The following is a 20,346-nucleotide window of genomic DNA, read 5'->3' on the forward strand; positions in this document are numbered from 1 at the left end:
CATCGGCTTGCACCACCATCGCTGCGAAGCACTTATCCTCGCATCTTTGGAACTTGATCAGCGTTGCCCTAAGCGAATAGTTCTGCCATCCGTGGGTACTCGGTCGCTTTACACCGCTGTTCGTAAAAATTTCGGCGCACCCCATATGAATCCAAACATGCTGTTAAGAAAACCGCGGGCTATCGTGCCGGCTGCATTGTTTTTACTGGCAGTGACGGTGAGCTCCTCGGCCAGCGCCGAGCCCCTGATGTCAACCAGAATCACAAGCCATGTGCTGCCGGCAATGGCGGTATTGGTGCGAGGTAATGGCTTGAACACGTGCGTTCCATTGCTTTATGAAAAGCCTGTGCTTGGGCCGAATCTGAGGCTCAACACTTCGGGTAATTACCAGCTCTACGCAATGTCCACCACGAACTGTCAGGCTGGTACTGCGCTGGCTGGACTCTATGGTTCGGTCGGCTTCATTGGATCCAAGTCGGGGACCTTCAGCATCGATCTCAGCAATTCAGGATTTTCGTACAGTTGATCGCCGTGGGCGTCAGCGTCGGCATTCAAGCGGACGCTGACGCCTGGCCACGCTGACGCCCGCTCTGCGTAGCTAGAACCAGATGTTGCGACGTAGCAACCATTCCTTCAGTCGGTTTTTTCAGGCATGACTGAGCAAGAATACGTGCTGTTCGCCTTGGAAGCTGCGCGATGCGCGCACGCCGTTCTAGACGACGGATAGTTCATAGGGACGCGCTTGAGCTGGTAGGCGTTTGCGTCGCGACTTCACTGGGAGCAACAACAACGCTGGTCGGCAGACGGTGCGGATGCAGTAACCGCCACATCTTCCGCTGGTGGACGCTGAAATACCGCGCGCAGTCCGGACCAGCATTGCTGGTAATCGGCTTGCCGATGGGCGGCCCTCAACGCCTGCTGCGTGGGGCGCAACACCGCGCGCGTTTCGAACATGAAGGCCATGGTGTCAGCGATCACGTCCGGGCGCGTGAGATCTGCCTGTGACGCCTTGTCGAAGGTGGCCGCATCCGGGCCGTGCCCGCTCATGCAGTTGTGCAACGAGGCGCCTCCGGGCGCGAAGCCTTCGGCCTTGGCATCGTAGACGCCATGCACCAGGCCCATGAATTCGCTGGCGACGTTGCGATGGAACCACGGCGGGCGGAAGGTGTGCTGTGCCACCAGCCAACGCGGCGGGAAAATCGCAAAATCCACGTTCGCCGTCCCGTGCGTGTCGCTGGGCGAGGTCAGCACGGTGAAGATGCTGGGATCGGGATGATCGAAACTGATCGAGCCGATGGTGTTGAAGCGGCGCAGATCGTAACGGTAGGGCGCGTAATTGCCGTGCCAGGCGACAACATCCAGCGGCGAGTGGCCGATGTCGGCACGCCAGAGATGGCCCTGGAATTTTGCCACCAGTTCGAATGCGCCTTCGCGTTGTTCGAAGGCGACGTGAGGCGTCTGGAAATCGCGCGGATTCGCCAGGCCATTGGCGCCGATCGGCCCTAGATCGGGCAGGCGCAGCAGGCCGCCAAAGTTTTCGCACACATAGCCGCGCGCGGTGTCGTCCAGCAACTCGACGCGGAAGCGCACGCCGCGCGGAATCACACCAATCTGCTGCGGCTCCAGTGCCAGCACGCCCAGCTCGGTATGCACGCGCAGCCGCCCCTGCTGCGGCACCAGCAGCAGCTCGCCGTCGGTGTCGTAGAAGAAGCGATCCTGCATGGAGGCGTTGGCCGCATACACATGCACGCCGACGCCGGACATTGCTTCGGGCCCCCCATTGCCGGCCATGGTGTAGAGGCCGTCAACAAAATCGGTGGGCACCGACGGCAGTGGCAACGGGCTCCAGCGCAACTGATCCGGCGGCACCGGGCCCGCACCGAAATCGTTGTGGAAGTGCGCCTGCTCGACCAGCGAGAAGCGGCCATGCACCGCGGCAGGCCGAATGCGATACAGCCAGCTGCGCCGGTTTTCGCCACGCGGCGCCGTGAACGCGGTGCCGGACAGCTGCTCGGCATATAGCCCATGCGCAACGCGCTGCGGTGAGTTCTGCCCGACCGGGAGGGTGCCGGCCACTGCTTCGGTGGCGAACTCATTGCCGAAGCCGGTCATGTAGGGAGGTTGGTCATGCATCACATGCGTCCAAACTAGGCCCAATGGGCTGAGAGTAAGCCCCTCTCCCATCGAGAGAGGGGTTGGGGTGAGGATACGATGTAGCGACCACATTGAAGATCATCTCAACCACGGCATCCAGCTTAAGCAGCACATCGTTGCTCCAGAAAAGCAGTACTGTCCAACCTCTCGATTGCAGCCATTGCGTTCTTGCCTGATCACTGGATGCCTGGTGCTGTGATCGGTCCAACTCAACAATCAACATCACTTCGATGCAACAGCAATCCACAATGTACGGCGGAAGTGGATGCTGCCTTCTGAACTTGAAACCCTGTGCTGGTTACCGCGTAAGCAGCGCCAAAGTTCGCGCTCTGCGTCGGTCATGTCGCTACGCAGTGCGCGTGCGTGTGGCGGTGGGTGATGGCGGTTTGATTTTCATCGTTCCACCGTACCCTCACCCCAACCCCTCTCCCGTGGGGAGAAGGGTTTCAAGCACGTTCGGATTTACTGCTTTGATTAGTCAGATCGCCCTGGGGTCTGGCCGAACACGTCATGTCTTGCATCACTGTAGCGGCTGCATCACCTAACCGGCTCTCGAGGCACTCCACGCTTCGCATCACCTCGGCTGACGCGACTAGCAGGCAAACCGCAGCGCCCGAGACAATCCGACTGACCAATCCCGGCCTAAAACCACATCACGCTTTAGCATCAACGAAGCAGCCGAGGGGTAGTAATAGAGCAGCAACGCCTGACACCAATCCCGAATCACCAATCCCCGCCCTCAAAGCACCCCGCGCTTCATCTGATCGCGCTCGATGCTTTCGAACAGCGCCTGGAAATTGCCTTCGCCAAAGCCTTCATTGCCCTTGCGCTGGATGATCTCGAAGAAGATCGGGCCGATGCAGTTGGTGGTGAAGATCTGCAGCAGCTTGCGTTGCTTGGTATCGGGGTCGGCGTCGATCAGGATCTTGTTGCGGCGCAGGCGTTCGATGTCTTCGCCATGCGCGGGGATGCGCAGGTCCACCACATCGAAATACGTATCCGGCGTATCCAGAAAGCTCACCCCGGCGGCACGCATCTTTTCCACGCTGGTGTAGATGTCGTCGGTGAAGCAGGCGATGTGCTGGATGCCTTCGCCCTGATACGCGTCCAGATACTCGTTGATCTGACTCTTGGGATCGGAGGATTCGTTGAGCGGGATGCGCACGATGCCGTCCGGAGCGGTCATCGCCTTGGACACCAGGCCGGTCTTGGCGCCCTTGATGTCGAAGTAGCGGATCTCGCGGAAGTTGAACAAGCGCTCGTAGTAATCCGACCAGCGCTGCATGTTGCCGAAATACAGGTTGTGCGTGAGGTGGTCGATGAAGGTCAGCCCGAAGCCGGCCGGGTGCTGGTCGGCGCCTTCGATCGGTTCGAAGTCGGCATCGTAGATGCTGCCCGCATCGCCGTAGCGGTCCACCAGATACAGCATGCAGTCGCCGATGCCCTTAACCACCGGCGCCGGCACTGCTCGCGTGTCGGGTTTGTCCTGCACCGCTTCGCCGCCATTGCCCAGCACAGTCTGCAGCACGGTCTCGGCCGGGGTGCGGAAGCGGATGGCAAAACCGCAGGCGCAGGGTCCGTGCGCAGCGGCGAAATTGGCAGCGAACGAATCGGGATCTTCATTGAGCAGGAAGTTGACCCCTCCCTGGCGATAGATGGTAATGGGGCGACTGCGGTGACGCAGCACCGCGCTGAAGCCCATCTTGCGGAAATAATCGTGCAGCTGCTCCCCCTGGCCGGCCGGTGCGGCGAATTCGACGAACTCGAAGCCGTCGATGCCCATCGGATTGTCGAAGGTAGTGACCTGCATGCCCGGATCGGGGCGGGTTGCAGTGGTGTTCGGTTGTGCGCTCATCTTCGTTTCTCCACGCTTGGGGGGCCGCAGGGCTATGCGGAGTAGCAGAAGACCCGCGAGAATGCGCAGGCCACCCTCGGTTTGTAGTTGCAAATGAAACAAAAATCAAGACTCAGTGCAACAACATGAGCGATCTCGACAGCCCCCACCCGCCGCAACATCCCGTGCTGCTCAACCTCGAGCAGTTCCTGCCGTATCGCCTGAGCGTGCTGTCCAACCGTATCAGCAGCAACATTGCCAAGGTATACGGCGATCGTTACGGCATGGCGATTCCCGAGTGGCGGGTGATCACGATCCTGGCCCTGTACCCGGGTTCATCGGCCAGTGAGGTCTCCGACCGCACGGCGATGGACAAGGTCGCAGTGAGCCGCGCCGTGGCGCGCCTGCTGGAGCGCGGCTTCATCCGCCGCGAGACCCACGGCGACGATCGCCGCCGCTCGATGCTGGCGTTGTCGCCGGCCGGGCGACAGGTCTACGAGACCGTCGCGCCGCTGGTCAACGAGATGGAGCAACGCCTGATGTCGGTGTTCAGTGCCGAAGAACAGCAGGTCCTGGAAAAGCTGATCGACCGGCTGGCCAAGGACGGGCTGCCGCGCATGGCCAGCAAGGACTGAGCAGCGCCACGCTGGGAGCGAATGCGTGGTGTCTTGCTGCCGCGCAGGATCTGATCCAGTAGCCATTAATGCTGGTGCACGGCGCTGGCGCAGCGTGGGCATCGATGCAGTGCCGTAGTAGCACGATCTCGATAGGGTGGAAGCGCACGATCGGTCGCGGCTCTTCACCGGCTTGCCAGCGCGCATCGCCGCCGGACGTCACATGCCGGTGTGCGCTGCCGTCGCCAGCAAGACGCCATCACCTCGCGCCAGGGCTGCGCGCGTCGAACAGGCCGCGTGCGTGCCAGGCGATAGCCATCGGCACGATGCAAAACAAAAACCCCCGCAGCAGTGCGGGGGTTTTTGTTTGAGGCGTTCGCGCAGAATCAGGCCTGCGGTGGCGCCCACTGCTTGAGGAAGTCGAACAGCTTCTTGCGGTCGAAACCCTCGCCCTTGCGCAACTCCGGGCCGGACTGCGTGGTCAGCAGCTTGCCGTCGCTGTCCAGCACCAACAGCGACGGGGCGTCGTTGAGCTGGGCAAACGCCGACAGGAAGGCAGTGTTTTCGTTGGCCGCATCGCGGTTGACCTTGACCACCACGAAGTGCGCGTCGCGGAAGCTGCGCAGCTCCGCGTCGCCGCCCATCAGTTCGTCCAGCGCCTTGCAGGGCTCGCAGGCGGCATTGCCGACATTGAGCACGATGCGCTTGCCGCCGCGCTTGGCCTCGACCTTGGCGGTTTCCAGATCGGCGGCCGGATCGCGCGAGGGATCGTATTGCGCATTGAGCGCGGCGGCCGCGGCGATGTCGGCTGCGGTCGGCGTATTGCCCGAGGACACCGGCTGGCTGGGATCGGCGCTGGGCGGCTTCTGCATCGACGTATCCAACGGCTTTGGCGCGTCCTGCGGGCTGCTGGTCTGCCCGCAGGCGCTCAACAGACCGGTCAGCAGCAGGCCACAGACAAGGGATTTGATCGGCATCGCTGTTCTCCTCACTTCACACCGTGCATCAGCTTGTTGACCATTGGGGCAATCAGCAGCAGCAACACACCCGCAGCGATCAACGACCAGAAGCCAAAAGTGTAGCCCTTCAACGCAGACGCCACGGTCATGCCGGTCTCGCCGCTTACCGCGGAAGCGAAGATGCCCGAGAGGTTGTTGCCAATCGCGGTCGACAAGAACCAGCCTCCCATGGCCAAACCGACCACTTTGGCCGGCGCCAGTTTGGTTGTCATCGACAAGCCGATCGGCGACAAGCACAGTTCGCCGACGGTCTGGATGACATAGACCATGAACAACGTCCAGAAGGGAATCTTGCCAGCATCGTCGACCAGGGCCGACAAGGCGTACATCAGCAGTGCAAAGGCCAGACTGTTGAAGATCAGACCCAAGCCGAACTTGCGAGGGATGGACGGGTTGGCCGACTTCAGCGCGACCCAAAGCCAGACGAATACCGGGCCAAGCATCAGAATTGCCAACGTATTGACCGATTGGAACCAACCCACCGGGAACATCCAGCCGCCAAGGTCGCGCTCGACGATGTTCTGGGCAAGGAAATTGAACGAGCTGCCCGCTTGCTCAAAGAACATAAAGAACATGACGTTGAACACGAAGACGATCAGCATGGCGACGGCGCGATCGCGTTGTACCTTGCCTTCACGGATGCCTTCGAACAGGATCAGTCCGCACAGGGCAAGGAACAGGATGGTCAATATCCAACCAAGGATGCTGGCATCGATCAGCAGCAGCCCATAGGCGACCGGAATGGCAACAATCGTGCCCATCAGGACCGCCAGCGTTCGGCCCATGCCTTCTCCACCAACCGGCGGCAAACCGACCGGTCCTAGTTGGCGACGCCCCAGCCAGAACCAGACCAGACTGATCAACATGCCTACGCCGGAGGCGATGAACACGTACTTGTAAGCCGGCGTCGCTTCAGTGCCGAACAACTTGTCGGCAAGCAGGCCGGTCAGGATCGGCGCAACAAAGCCGCCCGCATTGATGCCCATGTAGAAAATCGTGAATCCTGAATCCCGACGCGGGTCGTTCAGTGGATACAGCTTACCGACCATGGTCGAGACATTCGGCTTGAACAGGCCGTTGCCGGCGATGATCGTCGCCAAGCCGATCTTGAACACCTGGTCGTTGGGTACCGCGATCAGGAACAGACCAACCGACATGACCACTGCACCGATCAACAGTGAGCGTTGGTAGCCGATCAATCGATCCGCGACGAAGCCCCCAAACAATGCTGAGGCGTAGACCAGCGCCAGATAGGCGCCGTAGAGCCGATTGGCCGGCGCCTCGCCGACACCAGACCCCTGGTAGAACTCAGCCACGATATAGAGCGTCAGCGCCCAGCGAATGCCGTAGAACGCAAAGCGTTCCCAGAATTCGGTCATGAACAGCAGCCACAACGGCCGGGGGTGGCCGAGCAACGTGGGGAACTCGGGAGGCGCCGGCGGCGGCGGTTTGGAGGCGGATGTCGGCGCGGTCGCGTCAACGCTCATTAGAGGTCCCTTGCTTATTCAATGATGGCTGGGTGCACTGAGGCGAGCCCGGGCGACGCGCGAGGATCACTTAGACGTCATGTACGCGTCAAATTCGCCGGAGTCAGCGGCCTGATGACAGTGGTTGCACTAAGCAGGATTTGGCAGGTGCGATGGATATCCCCATCAGCGGGTGCGAGACCCTTTCCAGGCCCCAGGATGATGCCGAGGCGTCTGCGTTGACAGTACCCACCGCCCTTGTCTCCTACGCCGCCGCGCCGTCCCTTCTGCCATCGGGAGAAGTTGCCCGTGGGGCGGATGAGGGTGCGGTGTCACTGGATGGTGCCGATTGCGGGACCAGCCTCGGCTCTGGCTGATCCATAGGAATGCGCCCGTGCTTACCCCAACCCCCGCTCCGCGCCCCGGCCCGCGCTGGCGGCGCGGGCGCTCCAATCCACGCGCGCCCGTGCGCGCAAGCGATGCCTTATCGCCCCGCCGGGAGAGGGCTTCAGTGCGCTCCAACTTACCGTACTGCGCAGCTTTCGCCTCGCTGAGCATCTTGCCCTGCTCAGCTTCTCACTCTGCTTGGTTTGACGCCCTCATCAGACTTTTTCGCCCCGCTCGGCCTGGCGCCCTGCTCAGTCGTTCCCAGCGTCCGCACTGCCCTGCGGTGGGCGGCCATCCACGCCCACCGAGTTGCGCACGTCGAACAGTTCCGGGAAAAACGTCAGTGCCAGCGCCTGCTGCAGGAAGCCGACACCGCTGGAGCCGCCGGTGCCGCGCTTGAAGCCGATCACCCGCATCACCGTGCGCATGTGGCGGAAGCGCCACAGCTGGAACTGGGTTTCCACATCCACCAGGTCCTCGCACAGCGCGTACTCGCGCCAGTAGCGGTCGGTGTTTTCGTAGATGCGCTCGAAGACCGGCCGCAGGCTGTCGTCGGCCACGTGTGCGGCGGTCCAGTCGCGGGACCGGTAGTGCGGCGGAATTGCGTGCCCGAAGCGCGACAGATAGCGCAGGAACTCCTCGTACAGGCTGGGCGCTTCCAGCACCTGGCGCAGCCGCGCCTGGCCCTGCGGGTCGTAGGCGAACACCTGCAGCATCTGCGGATTCTTGTTGCCGAGCAGGAACTCGATGTAGCGGTATTGCAGCGATTGGAAGCCCGAGGACGGCCCCAGCACATCGCGAAACCCCATGTATTCGCTCGGGGTGAGCGTTTCCAGCACCGACCACTGCTCGGTCAGTTGCCGCAGCACCTGCTTGCTGCGCGCCAGCACCTTGCGGCATTGCCAGACTTCGTCGCGCTGCAGATGCACGATGGCCGCGCGCAACTCGTGCGCCAGCAGCTTCAGCCACAGCTCGGAGGTCTGGTGCTGGATGATGAAAAGCATTTCATCGTGATGCGCCGGCTCGGACAGCGGCTGCTGCGCAGACAGCAGTTGGTCCAGCCGCAGATAGCCGCCGTAGGTCAGCCGCCCCTCCAGGTCGGTGTGGATGCCAGGTTCCAGGTCACGCAGGTTCTTGTCGACGGGCATGGCATCGCGCTGAAGATCGGGCCACGCAGGGTAGCGCAGCGGCGGGGATTCGGGATTCGGGATTCGGGATTCGGGATTCGGGATTCGGGATTCGGGATTCGAGGATGGCGGATGGCGGATGGCGGATGGCGGATGGCGAAGCGTATTGGGCCACGGCCATCGCCGGCGCTGGCTGGCTGCTTGCAGCCCCGGCGGGATTCCCTGAGGGGATCGGGGCCAGCGAGATACCTGCGCAGGTGCCTCGTAGAAAACCCGTACGCACGAGTGGCACCCAAGTACATGGCGTACCTGCAGGAAGGCAACGACGTCGGCAGCATCGACGTCGGTTTCCTGGTCAAGACCGCCTGGGTGGTTGGCGGCGTGCCGCGGGTGGAAGTGCTTTCCAGCGCTCAGGAAGGCAAGACCACCACCTGGACCGAGCCGGGCGGCGACGTGAGCCTGCTCAACGACCGCCCGCCGCTGGTGCTCACCGCCATCGTGGTGCACCAGCGCTCGCTCAACGGCGCCGAGACCGACGACGCGGCCGGTACCCGCATCCGCGCCGAACGCCAGGCGCAGGCCGAGTCTCTGGCGCGCCTGCTGCAAACGCGTCAGCAACTGAACCCCGACGAAAACGTGCTGGTGATGGGCGACTTCAACGCCTTCGAATTCAACGACGGCTATGTGGATGCGATGGGCACCGTCACCGGCAAACCGGCACCGGATGCGCAGACCGTGGTGGGCGGCGATGGCGCAGATCTGGTCAACCCGGATTACACCGACCTGACCTGGTTCAACACCTCCGACCAGAGCTACTCGTACGCGTTCGACGGCAACGTGCAATCGCTGGATCACATCCTGGCCAACGATGCGCTGATGCGCGCGCCGCAGATCGCCTCGCTGTCGGTGGGCCACGCGCGCATCAATGTCGATTTCCCCGGCACCGCGCGCAACGATGCCAATACGCCCACACGCTTGTCCGACCACGATCCCACCGTGGTGCTGTTGCGCATGACCAAACAGGTCAATGCGGACCTGGGCGTGGTGGTCAAGGCTGCACGTACGCAGGTCACTGAAGGCGAGCGCATCGACTACACGGTGGATGTGGAAAACCGTGGGCCGGATCGGGCACCGTTCACGGCCCTGGCGCTGGTGTTCGACCTGCCGGTGCGGGCGCGTATCACCGCGCCGGCGGGTTGGATTTGCCAGAACCTGACCAATGCCACGCAGACCACCTTCACCTGCAACCTGCCCGCACTGAACCCTGGCGCCATGCAGAGCTTCGCGGTGCAACTCGATACTGGCCCGGAACTGGCAGGCCGCACCTTGATGCTGGCCGGGTCGGTCGCCTCGCAATCGCCCGATCCGCAACCGGGCAACAACACCGACACTGCGGCCGTTACGGTGCAGGCACGGCCGCAACCCCGCAGCGACCTGGCGATGCGTTTCGACGGCCCTGCCAGCCTGCCGACCACCACCTTCAACGCCACTTATCGCGTGCTGGTGAGCAATGTCGGCGCCGCACCGGCGCAAGGCCCCAGCCTGGTGATCGAAGGCAATACGGTGTCGGCGTTGTCGCAGTTGGTACCGCCGCAGGGCTGGCGGTGCGACAAGCAGGTGCAGTCGCTGCGCAGCGCCCACTTTGTGTGCAGCACGGCGGCGGTGATATTGCCCGGCGTCCAGGCAGCCTTCCAATTTACCGTCGCGGCCAAGCCGATCCCGGCCGAACGCGCGGTGCGGGTGCAGGCCACGGCCACCTCGAGTTCGCCCGATGCCAATCCGGCCGACAACACTGCGCTGATCGTCACCCCGATCGGCGGAAGTGATGGGCGCCGCTGATCGCAGTGCACCACGTCGCAGTTCGTTACTGCGACAGAGGGCGCGGCCTGGTCCGCGCCCTTTTTTTGTGCAGGCCAGCAAGATTGTCTGCTGCGGTGCAGGACAGCGTTTTGCTTCGCCGTCCTTAACATGGCAACTCATATCATTTGAAACTTCTTGGTGAAGGTGTCGCCGCAATGAGCGTAGCCGCGCAGTTCCAGATCGACTATCTGCAATACATGGACGCGGACGGCCAATGGGTCCACGACGACCTTCCGGCCGACGCCGCCAACCCGCAACAGCTGCTCGCCCTGTTCAAGCGCATGTTGTTCGTGCGCACCTTCGACACCAAGTCGGTGGCCCTGCAGCGTACCGGCAAGCTGGGCACCTACGCGGCCTGCATCGGCCACGAGGCCACGCATGTGGGCATCGGCGCTTCGATGCGTCGCGGCGATGTGTTCGCATCCAGCTATCGCGAATACGGCACCATGTTCGAACGCGGCGTGCGCCCGCGCGATGTCATGCTGTACTGGGGCGGCGACGAGCGCGGTAGCGACTATCCGCGCGATGCCGATGCGGCGATCGACTTCCCGATCTGCGTGCCGATTTCCACCCAATGCCTGCACGCAGCCGGCTCGGCGCTGTCGTTCAAGCTGCAGGGGAAACAGCAAGTTGCGGTGGCCTGCTGCGGCGACGGTGGCAGCTCCAAGACCGACTTTTATGCAGCACTCAATTCGGCCGGCGCCTACAAGCTGCCGCTGATCCTGTGCGTGATCAACAACGGCTGGGCGATCTCGGTGCCGCGCTCGGCACAGACCGGCGCGCAGACGCTTGCGCAGAAAGGCCTGGCCGGCGGCCTGCACTGCCTGCAGGTGGACGGCAACGACCTGGTTGCCGTGCTCGAAGCGATGCGTCAGGCACGCGTGCGCGCACTGGCCGGCGATGGCGGCACGGTGATCGAGTTTTTGACCTATCGCCTGTCCGACCACACCACCGCCGACGATGCGCGGCGTTATCGCGGCGAAGAAGAGGTCAAGCAAGGCTGGGCGCGCGAACCGCTGCTGCGCCTGCGCCGCCCTCTCACCGCACAGGGCCTGTGGGACCAAACGCAGGAAGACGCCTGGAAGGCCGACTGCAGCGCGCGCGTGGACGAAGAGGTCAACGCCTATCTCAGTACGGCGGTGCAACCGGTGGAAGCGATGTTCGATTACCTCTACGGCGACCCGCCGGCCGAGTTGCTGGCACAACGCGCCGAAGCGATGGCGCTGGAGTCGCGTCATGGATGAGCTCACCCATGTGCACGCGGAGACCTCCCAGCACGCCAGTGCCCCTTACAACACTGCGGCAACGCGCGGAGAAATCCCCATGAGTTCGCCTATCACCCTGATCGAAGCCATCACCCATGCGTTGACCTGGGAGCTGGAACACGACCCTGCGGTACTGGTGCTGGGCGAGGATGTCGGCGTCAACGGCGGCGTGTTCCGCGCCACCGCCGGCCTGCAACAGCGCTTCGGCAGCGACCGCGTGCTGGACACGCCGCTGGACGAAACCACCATCGCCGGCCTGAGCGTGGGCCTGGCCGCGCAGGGCATGAAGCCGGTGGCCGAAGCGCAGTTCGACGGCTTCGTGTATCCGATGGTCGATCATCTGATCTGCCACGCCGCACGCCTGCGTAACCGCACCCGCGGCCGCCTGCACTGCCCGATGGTGCTGCGCGTGCCGTGGGGCGGCGGCATCCGCGCGCCGGAACATCACAGCGAAGCCAACGAAGCCATCTTCACCAACGTGCCGGGCCTGCGCGTGGTGCTGCCGTCCTCGCCGCAGCGCGCCTACGGCCTGCTGCTGGCCGCGATCCGCGCCCCGGATCCGGTCATCTACATGGAACCCAAGCGCATCTATCGCCAGTACAAGGAAGTGGTGGCCAACGATGGGCAAGCGCTGCCGCTGGATGTGTACTTTGTGCTGCGCGACGGTACCGATGTGACCCTGGTGACCTGGGGCGCGCAGGTGAAAGAGGCGCTGGAAGCGGCCGACAAACTCGCCGGCGAAGGCATCAGTGCCGAAGTCATCGACGTGGCCACGTTGCGCCCGCTGGACTTCGACACCATCGCCGAATCGGTCGCAAAAACCGGTCGCTGCGTGATCGTGCAGGAAGCGCCGCGCACCGCCGGTTTCGGTGCGGAAATCGCCGCGCGCCTGGCAGAGCAGTCGATGTACGACCTGGTGGCGCCGGTCGAACGCGTCACCGGTTACGACACGCATATCCCGCTGTTCCGGCTGTGGAAATGAAGTTCCTGCCGAGCGTGGAGCGCATCGTCACCGCGGCACGTCGCGCGGTGGCTGCCGGCTGATATGCGCGCCCGTCTGCTTTGCGACCACCGCGCCGCCTACGCCAACCCGGTCCGCTTCCAGGCAGGCCAGCAGGTCGGCGTGGGGGTGCGCGACGAAGAATGGCCGGCATTTGCCTGGGTCACGACCGATAGCGGCCGCGCCGGTTGGGCGCCGCTAGCCTGGTTGCGTCCATTGGGGGATGGCCGGGCCCAAGCCCTGCGCGACTACGACGCACGCGAACTCGATGCCCAGACAGGCGAGGACGTGTTGCTGCATCACGAACACGGTGGCTGGTGGTGGTCCGAGCGTGCCGACGGCACGCAGGGCTGGCTGCAGACCGCCGACCTTGAACTCCTCGACGACACCACGCCGCAGCTGCCTGCCGCGCAAGAGAATCTGCCATGAGCGACAACAAGAATTTCCACCTGCCCGACCTGGGCGAAGGCCTGCCCGACGCCACCATCGTTGAATGGTTCGTCAAGGAGGGCGACACCGTGCGCCTGGACGACCCACTGGTGTCGATGGAAACCGCCAAGGCGGTGGTCGGTGCCTTCGCCGTTTTCCGGCACCGTGGTCAAGCTCGCCGGCGCCGCCGGCGATGTGATCGTGACCGGCGCGGTGCTGGCGCAGTTCGCCCTGGATGCCTCGCAGCCGCAACGCGCCGACAGCCAGGACACCGGTCACGGACATGGGCACGGCGGTGCGCAGGCGCAGGTGCAGACGCCCAGCACCGGCCAGAGCGCGGCCGGTCCCGGCGAACGCGTGGTCGCGTCCGACGATGGCGGTGAGATCGCCGATGCGGATGCCGGCGCCGATGCCCCGAACGATCGCGACGACGCCGGCACCGTGGTCGGCGCGATGCAGAGCTCCAACGCCGTGCAGAGCGAGCAGGCCATCGCTGTCGGCGGCGTGCGCGCCATGCCGGTGGCGCGCGCGCTCGCGCGCAAGCTGCGCGTGGACATGGCCCGGGTGCGCGCCACAGGCCCGGACGGCACGGTGACGCTGGCCGACGTAAAGCAGGCCGCAGCCGCAGGTACCGCACGGCCCTCACCCGGCGCGCAGGGCGCGCCGACCTCTCCCGCCGGGAGAGGTGGCTCGATGGGTGAGGGTGGAAGCGGTGGCCCGCTCGCTGAAGGTGGGAGAGCCGCTGGGATGGCTGCCGACGGCAGGAATCGACCGGCAACGGCGACCCTTGTCCCGCCTGCGGGAGAAAGTGCCCGCAGGGCGGATGAGGGCAGCACGGCGCGTTCCACACTCTCTGCCAGTGGCAAGCCGATGCGCACCCAATCGCCCGGCACCAGCGTCAAGGGCCAGCCCGAACAACTCAAGGGCGTGCGCCGCAACATGGCACGCGTGATGGCCGATGCACACACCAAGGTGGTGCCGACCACGCTCAACGACGATGCCGATCTGCATGCCTGGCAGCCCGGCAACGATGTCACCGTGCGTCTGGTGCGCGGCATCGTGCGCGCCTGCCAGGCGGTGCCTGCACTCAATGCCTGGTTCGACGGCGACGCACTCAGCCGCACCTTGCACCACCAGGTCGACATCGGCATTGCCGTGGATACCGAAGAAGGCTTGTTCGTACCGGCGTTGCGCAACGCCGACATGCTGGATGCGCAGGGCATCCGCGAAGGCGTCAACCGACTGCGCCAGCAGGTGGAAAGCCGCAGCATCGCTGCGTCCGAACTCAGCGGCTACACCATCTCGCTGTCCAATTTCGGCATGTTCGCCGGCCGCTATGCCACGCCGGTGGTAATACCGCCCTGCGTGGCGATCGTGGCCGCCGGCCGCGCACGCTACCAGCTCACCCCGGTGATGGGCGGCGTGGAAACCCACAAGATGATGCCGCTGTCGCTGACCTTCGATCATCGCGCTGCCACCGGCGGTGAAGCAGCGCGCTTCCTGCGTGCCTTGCTGGACGATCTGGCATTGGCCAGCTGAGCAGCTCGCAAAACCCCTCGCTCACCGCCAGGTGAGCGCAGCCGGCTATGCTCTTCTGCGGCATCCATGCTGCAAAAGGTCCATTGCCGATTGGCGTGCAAGGCCAGTAGAGGGTATCGGTGCGCAGGGTTGTGAGCGATGCGCATTGGGCGGGCGTCCCATGAAATGCGCTTGCTCAGCGCATGCGAGTCGTCTTCGATCGATGGCGCTGGGCTACCAGACATGGCTGATGTTGCAATCGTCTCATCACGGACGATCGAGGCATTGCGCGACAGCAGCCTGGCGTGGCGCACCACCGGCCATTGCGGCACGAATGCCTGGATAATGGGCGCATGTCATTTTCCGATCTCTCGCTGTCGCCGCGGCTACAGCCGTTCTTTGCTACCGCGCTGGCCAAGGCCGGCGTGCGCACGCCCACACCGATTCAGCAGCAGGCGATTCCGCCGATGCTGGCCGGGCGCGACATGATTGCGATGGCGCAGACCGGCTCGGGCAAGACCCTGGCCTATGCGCTGCCATTGCTGCATCAACGCTGCCTGGCACCCGAGACTGCCCCACGCGTGCTGGGTGCGCTGGTATTGGTGCCTACGCGTGAACTCGCCGCGCAGGTGGACGACACGCTGCGCCAGCTGACCGCGCATCTGCCGCGTCGCCTGAAGACGGTGGTGGCCACTGGCGGCAGTTCGAGCAATCCGCAGTTGCTGGCGTTGCGTGGCGGTGCCGACATCGTGGTGGCCACGCCCGGCCGGTTGCTGGATCTGGTCGAGCACAACGCGCTGTGCCTGAGCGCGGTGGCCACGCTGGTCCTGGACGAAGCCGACCGCCTGCTCGAGCTGGGCTTTGGCACCGAGCTCGATCGCATCCTGGCCTTGCTGCCGGCGCAGCGGCAAAGCGTGCTGGTCTCGGCTACCTTTCCGCCCGCCATCGCGTCGCTGGCCAAGCGTCGCCTGCGCGATCCGTTGCGCATCACCATCGATGCTACGCCCGAACAGGCACCTGCGATCGCGCAACGCGCCATCGCAGTGGATGCCGGCCAGCGCACGCAGCTGCTGCGGCACCTGCTGCTGGAACACGCGTGGCCGCAGCTGCTGGTCTTCGTCGCCAGCCGCCACAGCGCCGACAAGGTGGCCGAAAAACTGAGCAAGACCGGCATCGCCGCCTTGCCGCTGCACGGCGAATTGAGCCAGGGCCGCCGCGAACGCACGCTGCGCGCCTTCAAACAGGCCGACGTGCAGGTACTGGTCGCCACCGACCTGGCCGGGCGCGGCATCGACATCGACGCCTTGCCGGCGGTGCTCAATTACGATCTGCCCCGCTCCACCGTGGACTACACCCACCGCATCGGGCGCACCGCACGCGCCGGTGCCAGCGGCGTGGCGATCAGCTTCGTCACCGCCGACAGCGCCCAGCAGTGGCGGCTGATCGAAAAACGCCAGGGCCTGCGCGTGCCGACCAGTGTGATCGAAGGTTTCGAGCCAACCCCGGTCGAGGCACCTGCCCCCGACGCTGCGCCCGGCACAGCGGTGCGTGCAGCGGATGACAACGGCGGCATCAAGGGCAAGCGGCCAAGCAAGAAGGACAAATTACGCGCCGCGGCGCAGGCGCAGGCTGACAAACCGCACTGAGCACGGCCGCGACACGGAACAAGCATTCCATCACCGGATGGGCAGTGCTCGCCGAACCGATGCGTACACGCGGCACAGGCCGCCATCGCGCGCAACCAGGCCGGTGGCTGCGCACGCAATCGCCAGCGGCCCGAGAGCATGCACCAGGATCGAGGAACTGCAGCTGCAGCCGACGTGCGCGCCGTGCGATCCGATAACCGGCACACACAGCGCTTCATCCGTCCGATGCAATGCAGATCACGTGCTACGCGTCGTCGGCTGGTAACGGTCGGGATAGTGGCGGAGGGTCAGGTGGCCGCGGCAACGGCTCGCGGCCACGAGATGGAACGCGTCGTCACCTGGCGGCATGCCGCGAGGTGACGACGGAAGCCTCAATCCTGCTCGAAATCCAGCTCGCCATCACCGAACGCATGATCGCTCTCTGCGCGTGGCGTGCGCTTGCCCGGTTTGCGCAGGATTTCGACGAAGAACTGCTCGCCACCGTCGGCAACGAGCGCGTTGATCGAGCGGATCAGCTCGACCGGCGGCAGCGCCACGGCACTGGCTTCATCCACACCGAAGCGCATATCGAAGTCCCAGTAGTCCGCGCCGGCCGGCAGCTCCTTGCGGCGCTCGCGGCGGATGTACTTGCGGATATCGTGCTTGCTGGATTCCAGCAGACGATCGCGGTTCTTGCCTTCGAGGTTGAGCTGGTAGGTCTTGCGCATGGCGACGTCGGTGGTGGGGACTGGCCGCCTATTGTGAGGCCAGGAGGGCGGCATCCTCGGTGAATCCAGCATCAGGTGGCGCGCAGACCAGCCAGACAGCGGCATGGGCGTCTGGACTGACGCAATCGGGCTGTACGGCCCAGTACCGGCGATGACGCCCTGGGCAAGGCGCGCGGCGCCTCGGCACTGGCCTACGAAAAGGCACCGTCAGCCTGATCGAAGTGCTCAACGCCGACGACAGCCTGCTACGCGCCTCCAACGCGCAAGTGCAGGCGCGCACCGAGGCTGCGCGCAGCGCGGTGGCGACCTTCAAGGCGCTGGGCGGCGGTTGGCAGGCCGGTGGTGCGGGTGCTGGCGCGGGTCCGATTGCTGTCGCCGTGGACAGCAACCGTCGCCACGACGACACGACAGCACCCGAGTGAATGACGCGCCACGCTGCCGTTGATGGGTGTCTGCGCAGGTGGCACCCCACGGCTGCCGATGCCGCCGACCGGATGCAACCGCACACGCTGGCCAACCGCGTCAGCAGATGGCTTGTCAACCGTGCTCAATCGGCATGGAAACGCACGCCTTCATTGATCTTGCACTGATACGCCAACACCGGCCCGCGTTGCTGCAGGCCCGGTAAGTCGTACATGTAGGTGGTGAAGCGCAGGCTTTCATCCGGGCGCAATTGGTAGCGCATGAATTGCTGGATCGGCTTGCCGTCGTTGGCCACGGTGAAATGCGCATCGGAAAAGGCCACGGTGCCGTCTGCGGTGATGCGATAGGCATCGATGTGATGGCCACCACGGGTCTGGGTGACCGGCGTGCCTTCTTCGGGCGTGCACCGTGCAAGGTCGGTGCTCACACTGACGTCGTAGCCGGCGTCCAGGGCAGCGAGAACTTCGGCGCGGTTATTCAGCGATTCGGTGGCCAGCGCAGGCAATGCACACGCGCACAGCGTGGCAAGCAAGGCGGCGGGTACAAGACGTGGCATGGCGGACTCCAGACAGGGAAGGAATGCGGCGATCTGGACGTTCAGGCGTCCAGGGATGCCACCATGACCCAGTCCGCTCTGCGTCGGCGCACCGCACTACGCATCACGCGGCATGATTGCGCTCGCCGGCGGACGCTGTACACAGATCCACAGGTCGGCCATCACTGCGCAGGCGTCGCGATACGCGGTCAAGATCGTCAAAGATCTCCTGAATCTCTCTACCTACAACCGCGCATTCACCTCGCGCGGCACGTGCTCGGGCGTGGGCTGTAACGCAGGCGTTGCGCCCAGCAACAAGCGGTCGGCCAATGCACGTGCGGCCACGCGCAGCTCGGGTACCGCGGTGATTTCCCAATAACGTCCACGCAGTAACGGGCCTACGCAATACAGCCCAGGCACGATCTGCCCTGTGCTATCGCGCACGCGCAACTGCGCATCGGTGTCCACGCCCAGGCCCAAGGGATCGGCACGCAACAGACCCGCTTCGCGCATGCCGGCGATCAATGGGTCGCTGGTGCGGTCGATGTCGGTATCCAGCCCGGTGGCGCGGATCACCGCATCGTAATGACCGGTCTGCGCATCGGCAGCACCACGCGGGCGGATCACCGCCTCTACGCCATCTGGCACCCAGCGCGCGCGCAGCAAGCGCGCAGAGACGATCTGCAACTGGCCGGATGCCTGCAGTTGCGCCAGCTGTTCGGCCGCACCGGGCGCCACACGATGGCGCGCCACTTCCCAGTACGGACGCAGGTGCCGCAGGAAGCGCGCACGCTGGCTCAGTTCCAGGCGCTGCCACAGCGGCTGCAGATGCGGGCGCAGCGCATCCACCACGCGACGCCAATCGTCGACCACCGCACTGAGCTGACGTACCCCACGGAGCAGGCCGCGCAGGTCGGCGTCCTTGAGCGCACGCTGCAGATGCGGCGGCAACTCCAATGGCGCTCCAGGCTGGCGCAAATGTGCCTGCGGTGCCAGCCCGCGCCGCGAAATCGCCAGCAAGCGGCCGCGATGACCGCGCGTGTGCAAGGTCAGGGCCACGTCCACCATGGTCAACCCGGTCCCGACGATCAGCACATCGTCGTCCGGCGACAACCGCGCCAACGCATCGCCCTGCCACGGCCATCCGATGTAACGCGGATGCACGCTCAAGCGCGGGCCGATACCCGCCAGCGCCTGCGGTTGCAGCGCGCCGACCGCCAGCACCACGCGATCGCTCTGAAACGCATCGCCATTGGCCAGAAACACGCGAAACCCCTTGCGAGCGCGTTCCACCGCCACCGCTTCCTGCGACAGCCGCATGACCGAGGCCTGCGCACCGCTCACCGCCGCATCCAGCTCGCTGCGCAGATAGTCGCCGTAGGCAAGGCGCGGCAGGAACTCCAGCCGCCCACTCTCGCCCAGATGCAAGGTGTCGGCAAAGGCGCCGGGCGCCTGTGCATCGATGCCCAGATCCTTGGCGCGCACGTTGAGCAGATGCTCCGGCCGCGCCGCGCCATAGGCGATCCCACTGCCGAAGGTCTCGGCCACGCCCACCAGGGTGATGCGTACCTGCGCATCGGTCGTCTGCGCCAGCGCACGGACCAGCGCGGTGCCGCAGAAGCCGGCGCCGATAACGGTGATATGGGTTTCCATGTGCAAATCCTGCTGGATGACTCGCACGTTGTGCCCGCAGCGCGCCGCAGGTGTGTAAACGTTTGGTTAGCACCGGGCAACCAAAAACGCATGAGCTGATCGCCATCGGTGATGAGGCATGCGGGGCAGGCAACGCCGATCGTACATGGCAGCAATATGACAGCGGTCGCCACCTTACGTGGTGGTGCCGTTGCGCATGCCTGTTTTCTGCGGCGCTGCGCAATGCGGCGATGCAGACCGCTGCAGCCAACGTGCCGGTGCCGCGCAAACGTGCACAGCGATCGTCGTCCGTGCCTCACTGGCGATACGCATGGCAACCATGTGGCCGCGGCTGTCGGATAATGCAAGTTTCCGAATCGAGTTGCCGCCCTGTCAAACACCGCAGTTCGCCCGCAACGCGTGTTGATCGCCGGCGGCAGCCGTGGCATCGGCCTGGCGATCGCCGAAGCATTCGTCCGGAGTGGCGCGCGGGTTTCGATTTGCGCGCGCAATGCTGCCGGTCTTGCACAGGCTGCAGACGCACTGGCAGCGCATGGCAACCCAGTGCACACACTGTGATTCAGTGTCTTTTTGCCAGTTTCCATTTCGGCATCCTTGGAATCGTGTAGTGCTTTCATTTCGATGAGCTGAGGGTCAGTTGCGTGCTCAGCGTCTCTGTAATGACCCACCGGTTTCTGCACAGGTCAGGTGGTTAATGTAGCGGCATAGG

Annotated in this window: 13 protein-coding genes and 6 pseudogenes; 10 read left to right on the forward strand and 9 right to left on the reverse strand. The window is 64.5% G+C overall.

Annotation, left to right across the window (positions count from 1 at the left end; genetic code table 11):
- Positions 1 to 526 (forward strand): hypothetical protein (locus XAXN_RS22760; protein ID WP_245149956.1); only part of this gene is annotated, 526 nt, incomplete at its 5' end.
- A gap of 245 nt (positions 527 to 771) precedes the next feature.
- Here the strand turns inward: XAXN_RS22760 and hmgA are convergent.
- The 3 genes and pseudogenes from hmgA to hppD all read right to left on the reverse strand — a co-directional run bounded on the left by hmgA (position 772) and on the right by hppD (position 4,009).
- Entirely contained in the window at positions 772 to 2,133 is a 1,362-nt protein-coding gene (gene hmgA / locus XAXN_RS14575) for a homogentisate 1,2-dioxygenase (RefSeq protein WP_054320082.1), read from the reverse strand.
- A pseudogene (locus XAXN_RS21675) lies at positions 2,126 to 2,496 on the reverse strand (endonuclease domain-containing protein). The gene hmgA and the pseudogene XAXN_RS21675 overlap by 8 nt, the downstream one beginning before the upstream one ends.
- 397 nt (positions 2,497 to 2,893) lie before the next feature.
- A complete protein-coding gene (gene hppD / locus XAXN_RS14580; protein WP_054320083.1) occupies positions 2,894 to 4,009 on the reverse strand; it encodes a 4-hydroxyphenylpyruvate dioxygenase in 1,116 nt (371 codons plus the stop codon).
- A 125-nt stretch (positions 4,010 to 4,134) separates the two neighbouring features.
- Between hppD and XAXN_RS14585 the strand changes: the two genes are divergently transcribed.
- Positions 4,135 to 4,623 (forward strand): MarR family winged helix-turn-helix transcriptional regulator, encoded by a 489-nt coding sequence (locus XAXN_RS14585; protein WP_005912639.1) that lies wholly within the window; start codon positions 4,135 to 4,137, stop codon positions 4,621 to 4,623.
- A gap of 365 nt (positions 4,624 to 4,988) precedes the next feature.
- On the opposite strand, the gene XAXN_RS14590 is transcribed toward XAXN_RS14585, so the two are convergent.
- The 3 genes from XAXN_RS14590 to XAXN_RS14600 form a co-directional block, all read right to left on the reverse strand.
- Positions 4,989 to 5,579, reverse strand: a complete 591-nt coding sequence (locus XAXN_RS14590; RefSeq protein ID WP_054320084.1) for a thioredoxin family protein — start codon at positions 5,577 to 5,579, stop codon at positions 4,989 to 4,991.
- Positions 5,580 to 5,590: 11 nt separating this feature from the next.
- On the reverse strand, positions 5,591 to 7,108 hold the full coding sequence (locus XAXN_RS14595) for a peptide MFS transporter (RefSeq protein WP_054320085.1): 1,518 nt from the start codon (positions 7,106 to 7,108) through the stop codon (positions 5,591 to 5,593).
- 617 nt (positions 7,109 to 7,725) lie between these two features.
- Positions 7,726 to 8,622: a tryptophan 2,3-dioxygenase gene (locus XAXN_RS14600; protein ID WP_054320086.1), complete on the reverse strand. Its 897-nt coding sequence runs from the start codon at positions 8,620 to 8,622 to the stop codon at positions 7,726 to 7,728.
- A gap of 270 nt (positions 8,623 to 8,892) precedes the next feature.
- Between XAXN_RS14600 and XAXN_RS14605 the strand changes: the two are divergent.
- The 6 genes and pseudogenes from XAXN_RS14605 to XAXN_RS14630 all read left to right on the forward strand — a co-directional run.
- A pseudogene (locus tag XAXN_RS14605) lies at positions 8,893 to 10,440 on the forward strand (endonuclease/exonuclease/phosphatase family protein); the annotation flags it as partial.
- A 176-nt stretch (positions 10,441 to 10,616) separates the two neighbouring features.
- Positions 10,617 to 11,705, forward strand: a complete 1,089-nt coding sequence (gene pdhA, locus XAXN_RS14610) for a pyruvate dehydrogenase (acetyl-transferring) E1 component subunit alpha (RefSeq protein WP_054320087.1) — start codon at positions 10,617 to 10,619, stop codon at positions 11,703 to 11,705.
- Positions 11,698 to 12,770, forward strand: a pseudogene (locus XAXN_RS14615) (alpha-ketoacid dehydrogenase subunit beta). The gene pdhA and the pseudogene XAXN_RS14615 overlap by 8 nt, the downstream one beginning before the upstream one ends.
- Position 12,771: 1 nt before the next feature.
- Positions 12,772 to 13,155 (forward strand): SH3 domain-containing protein, encoded by a 384-nt coding sequence (locus XAXN_RS14620; protein ID WP_054320088.1) that lies wholly within the window; start codon positions 12,772 to 12,774, stop codon positions 13,153 to 13,155.
- A pseudogene (locus tag XAXN_RS14625) lies at positions 13,152 to 14,694 on the forward strand (dihydrolipoamide acetyltransferase family protein). Before XAXN_RS14620 ends, XAXN_RS14625 begins: the two are co-directional and overlap by 4 nt.
- Before the next feature lie 332 nt (positions 14,695 to 15,026).
- Positions 15,027 to 16,319, forward strand: coding sequence for a DEAD/DEAH box helicase (locus tag XAXN_RS14630; protein ID WP_054320089.1), 1,293 nt, complete (start codon positions 15,027 to 15,029; stop codon positions 16,317 to 16,319).
- Positions 16,320 to 16,690: 371 nt separating this feature from the next.
- On the opposite strand, the gene XAXN_RS22545 is transcribed toward XAXN_RS14630, so the two are convergent.
- On the reverse strand, positions 16,691 to 17,026 hold the full coding sequence (locus tag XAXN_RS22545) for a DUF6172 family protein (protein WP_054320090.1): 336 nt from the start codon (positions 17,024 to 17,026) through the stop codon (positions 16,691 to 16,693).
- Positions 17,027 to 17,173: 147 nt separating this feature from the next.
- On the opposite strand from XAXN_RS22545, the pseudogene XAXN_RS14640 reads away from it, so the two are divergent.
- Positions 17,174 to 17,448: pseudogene (locus XAXN_RS14640) on the forward strand (TolC family protein); the annotation flags it as partial.
- 125 nt (positions 17,449 to 17,573) lie between these two features.
- Here XAXN_RS14640 and XAXN_RS14645 read toward each other — a convergent pair.
- Both XAXN_RS14645 and XAXN_RS14655 read right to left on the reverse strand, forming a co-directional pair.
- Positions 17,574 to 18,005 (reverse strand): VirK family protein, encoded by a 432-nt coding sequence (locus XAXN_RS14645; protein WP_054320092.1) that lies wholly within the window; start codon positions 18,003 to 18,005, stop codon positions 17,574 to 17,576.
- A 222-nt stretch (positions 18,006 to 18,227) separates the two neighbouring features.
- Positions 18,228 to 19,637 carry an FAD/NAD(P)-binding protein gene (locus XAXN_RS14655; protein ID WP_054320093.1) on the reverse strand — a complete coding sequence of 470 codons (1,410 nt, stop codon included), beginning with the start codon at positions 19,635 to 19,637 and terminating at the stop codon, positions 18,228 to 18,230.
- Between the two features lie 369 nt (positions 19,638 to 20,006).
- Here XAXN_RS14655 and XAXN_RS14660 point away from each other — a divergent pair.
- Positions 20,007 to 20,192, forward strand: a pseudogene (locus XAXN_RS14660) (SDR family NAD(P)-dependent oxidoreductase); the annotation flags it as partial.
- Positions 20,193 to 20,346 lie beyond the last annotated feature (154 nt).

The sequence above is a fragment of the Xanthomonas axonopodis genome (genome assembly GCF_001304695.1).
GTDB lineage: Bacteria > Pseudomonadota > Gammaproteobacteria > Xanthomonadales > Xanthomonadaceae > Xanthomonas > Xanthomonas axonopodis.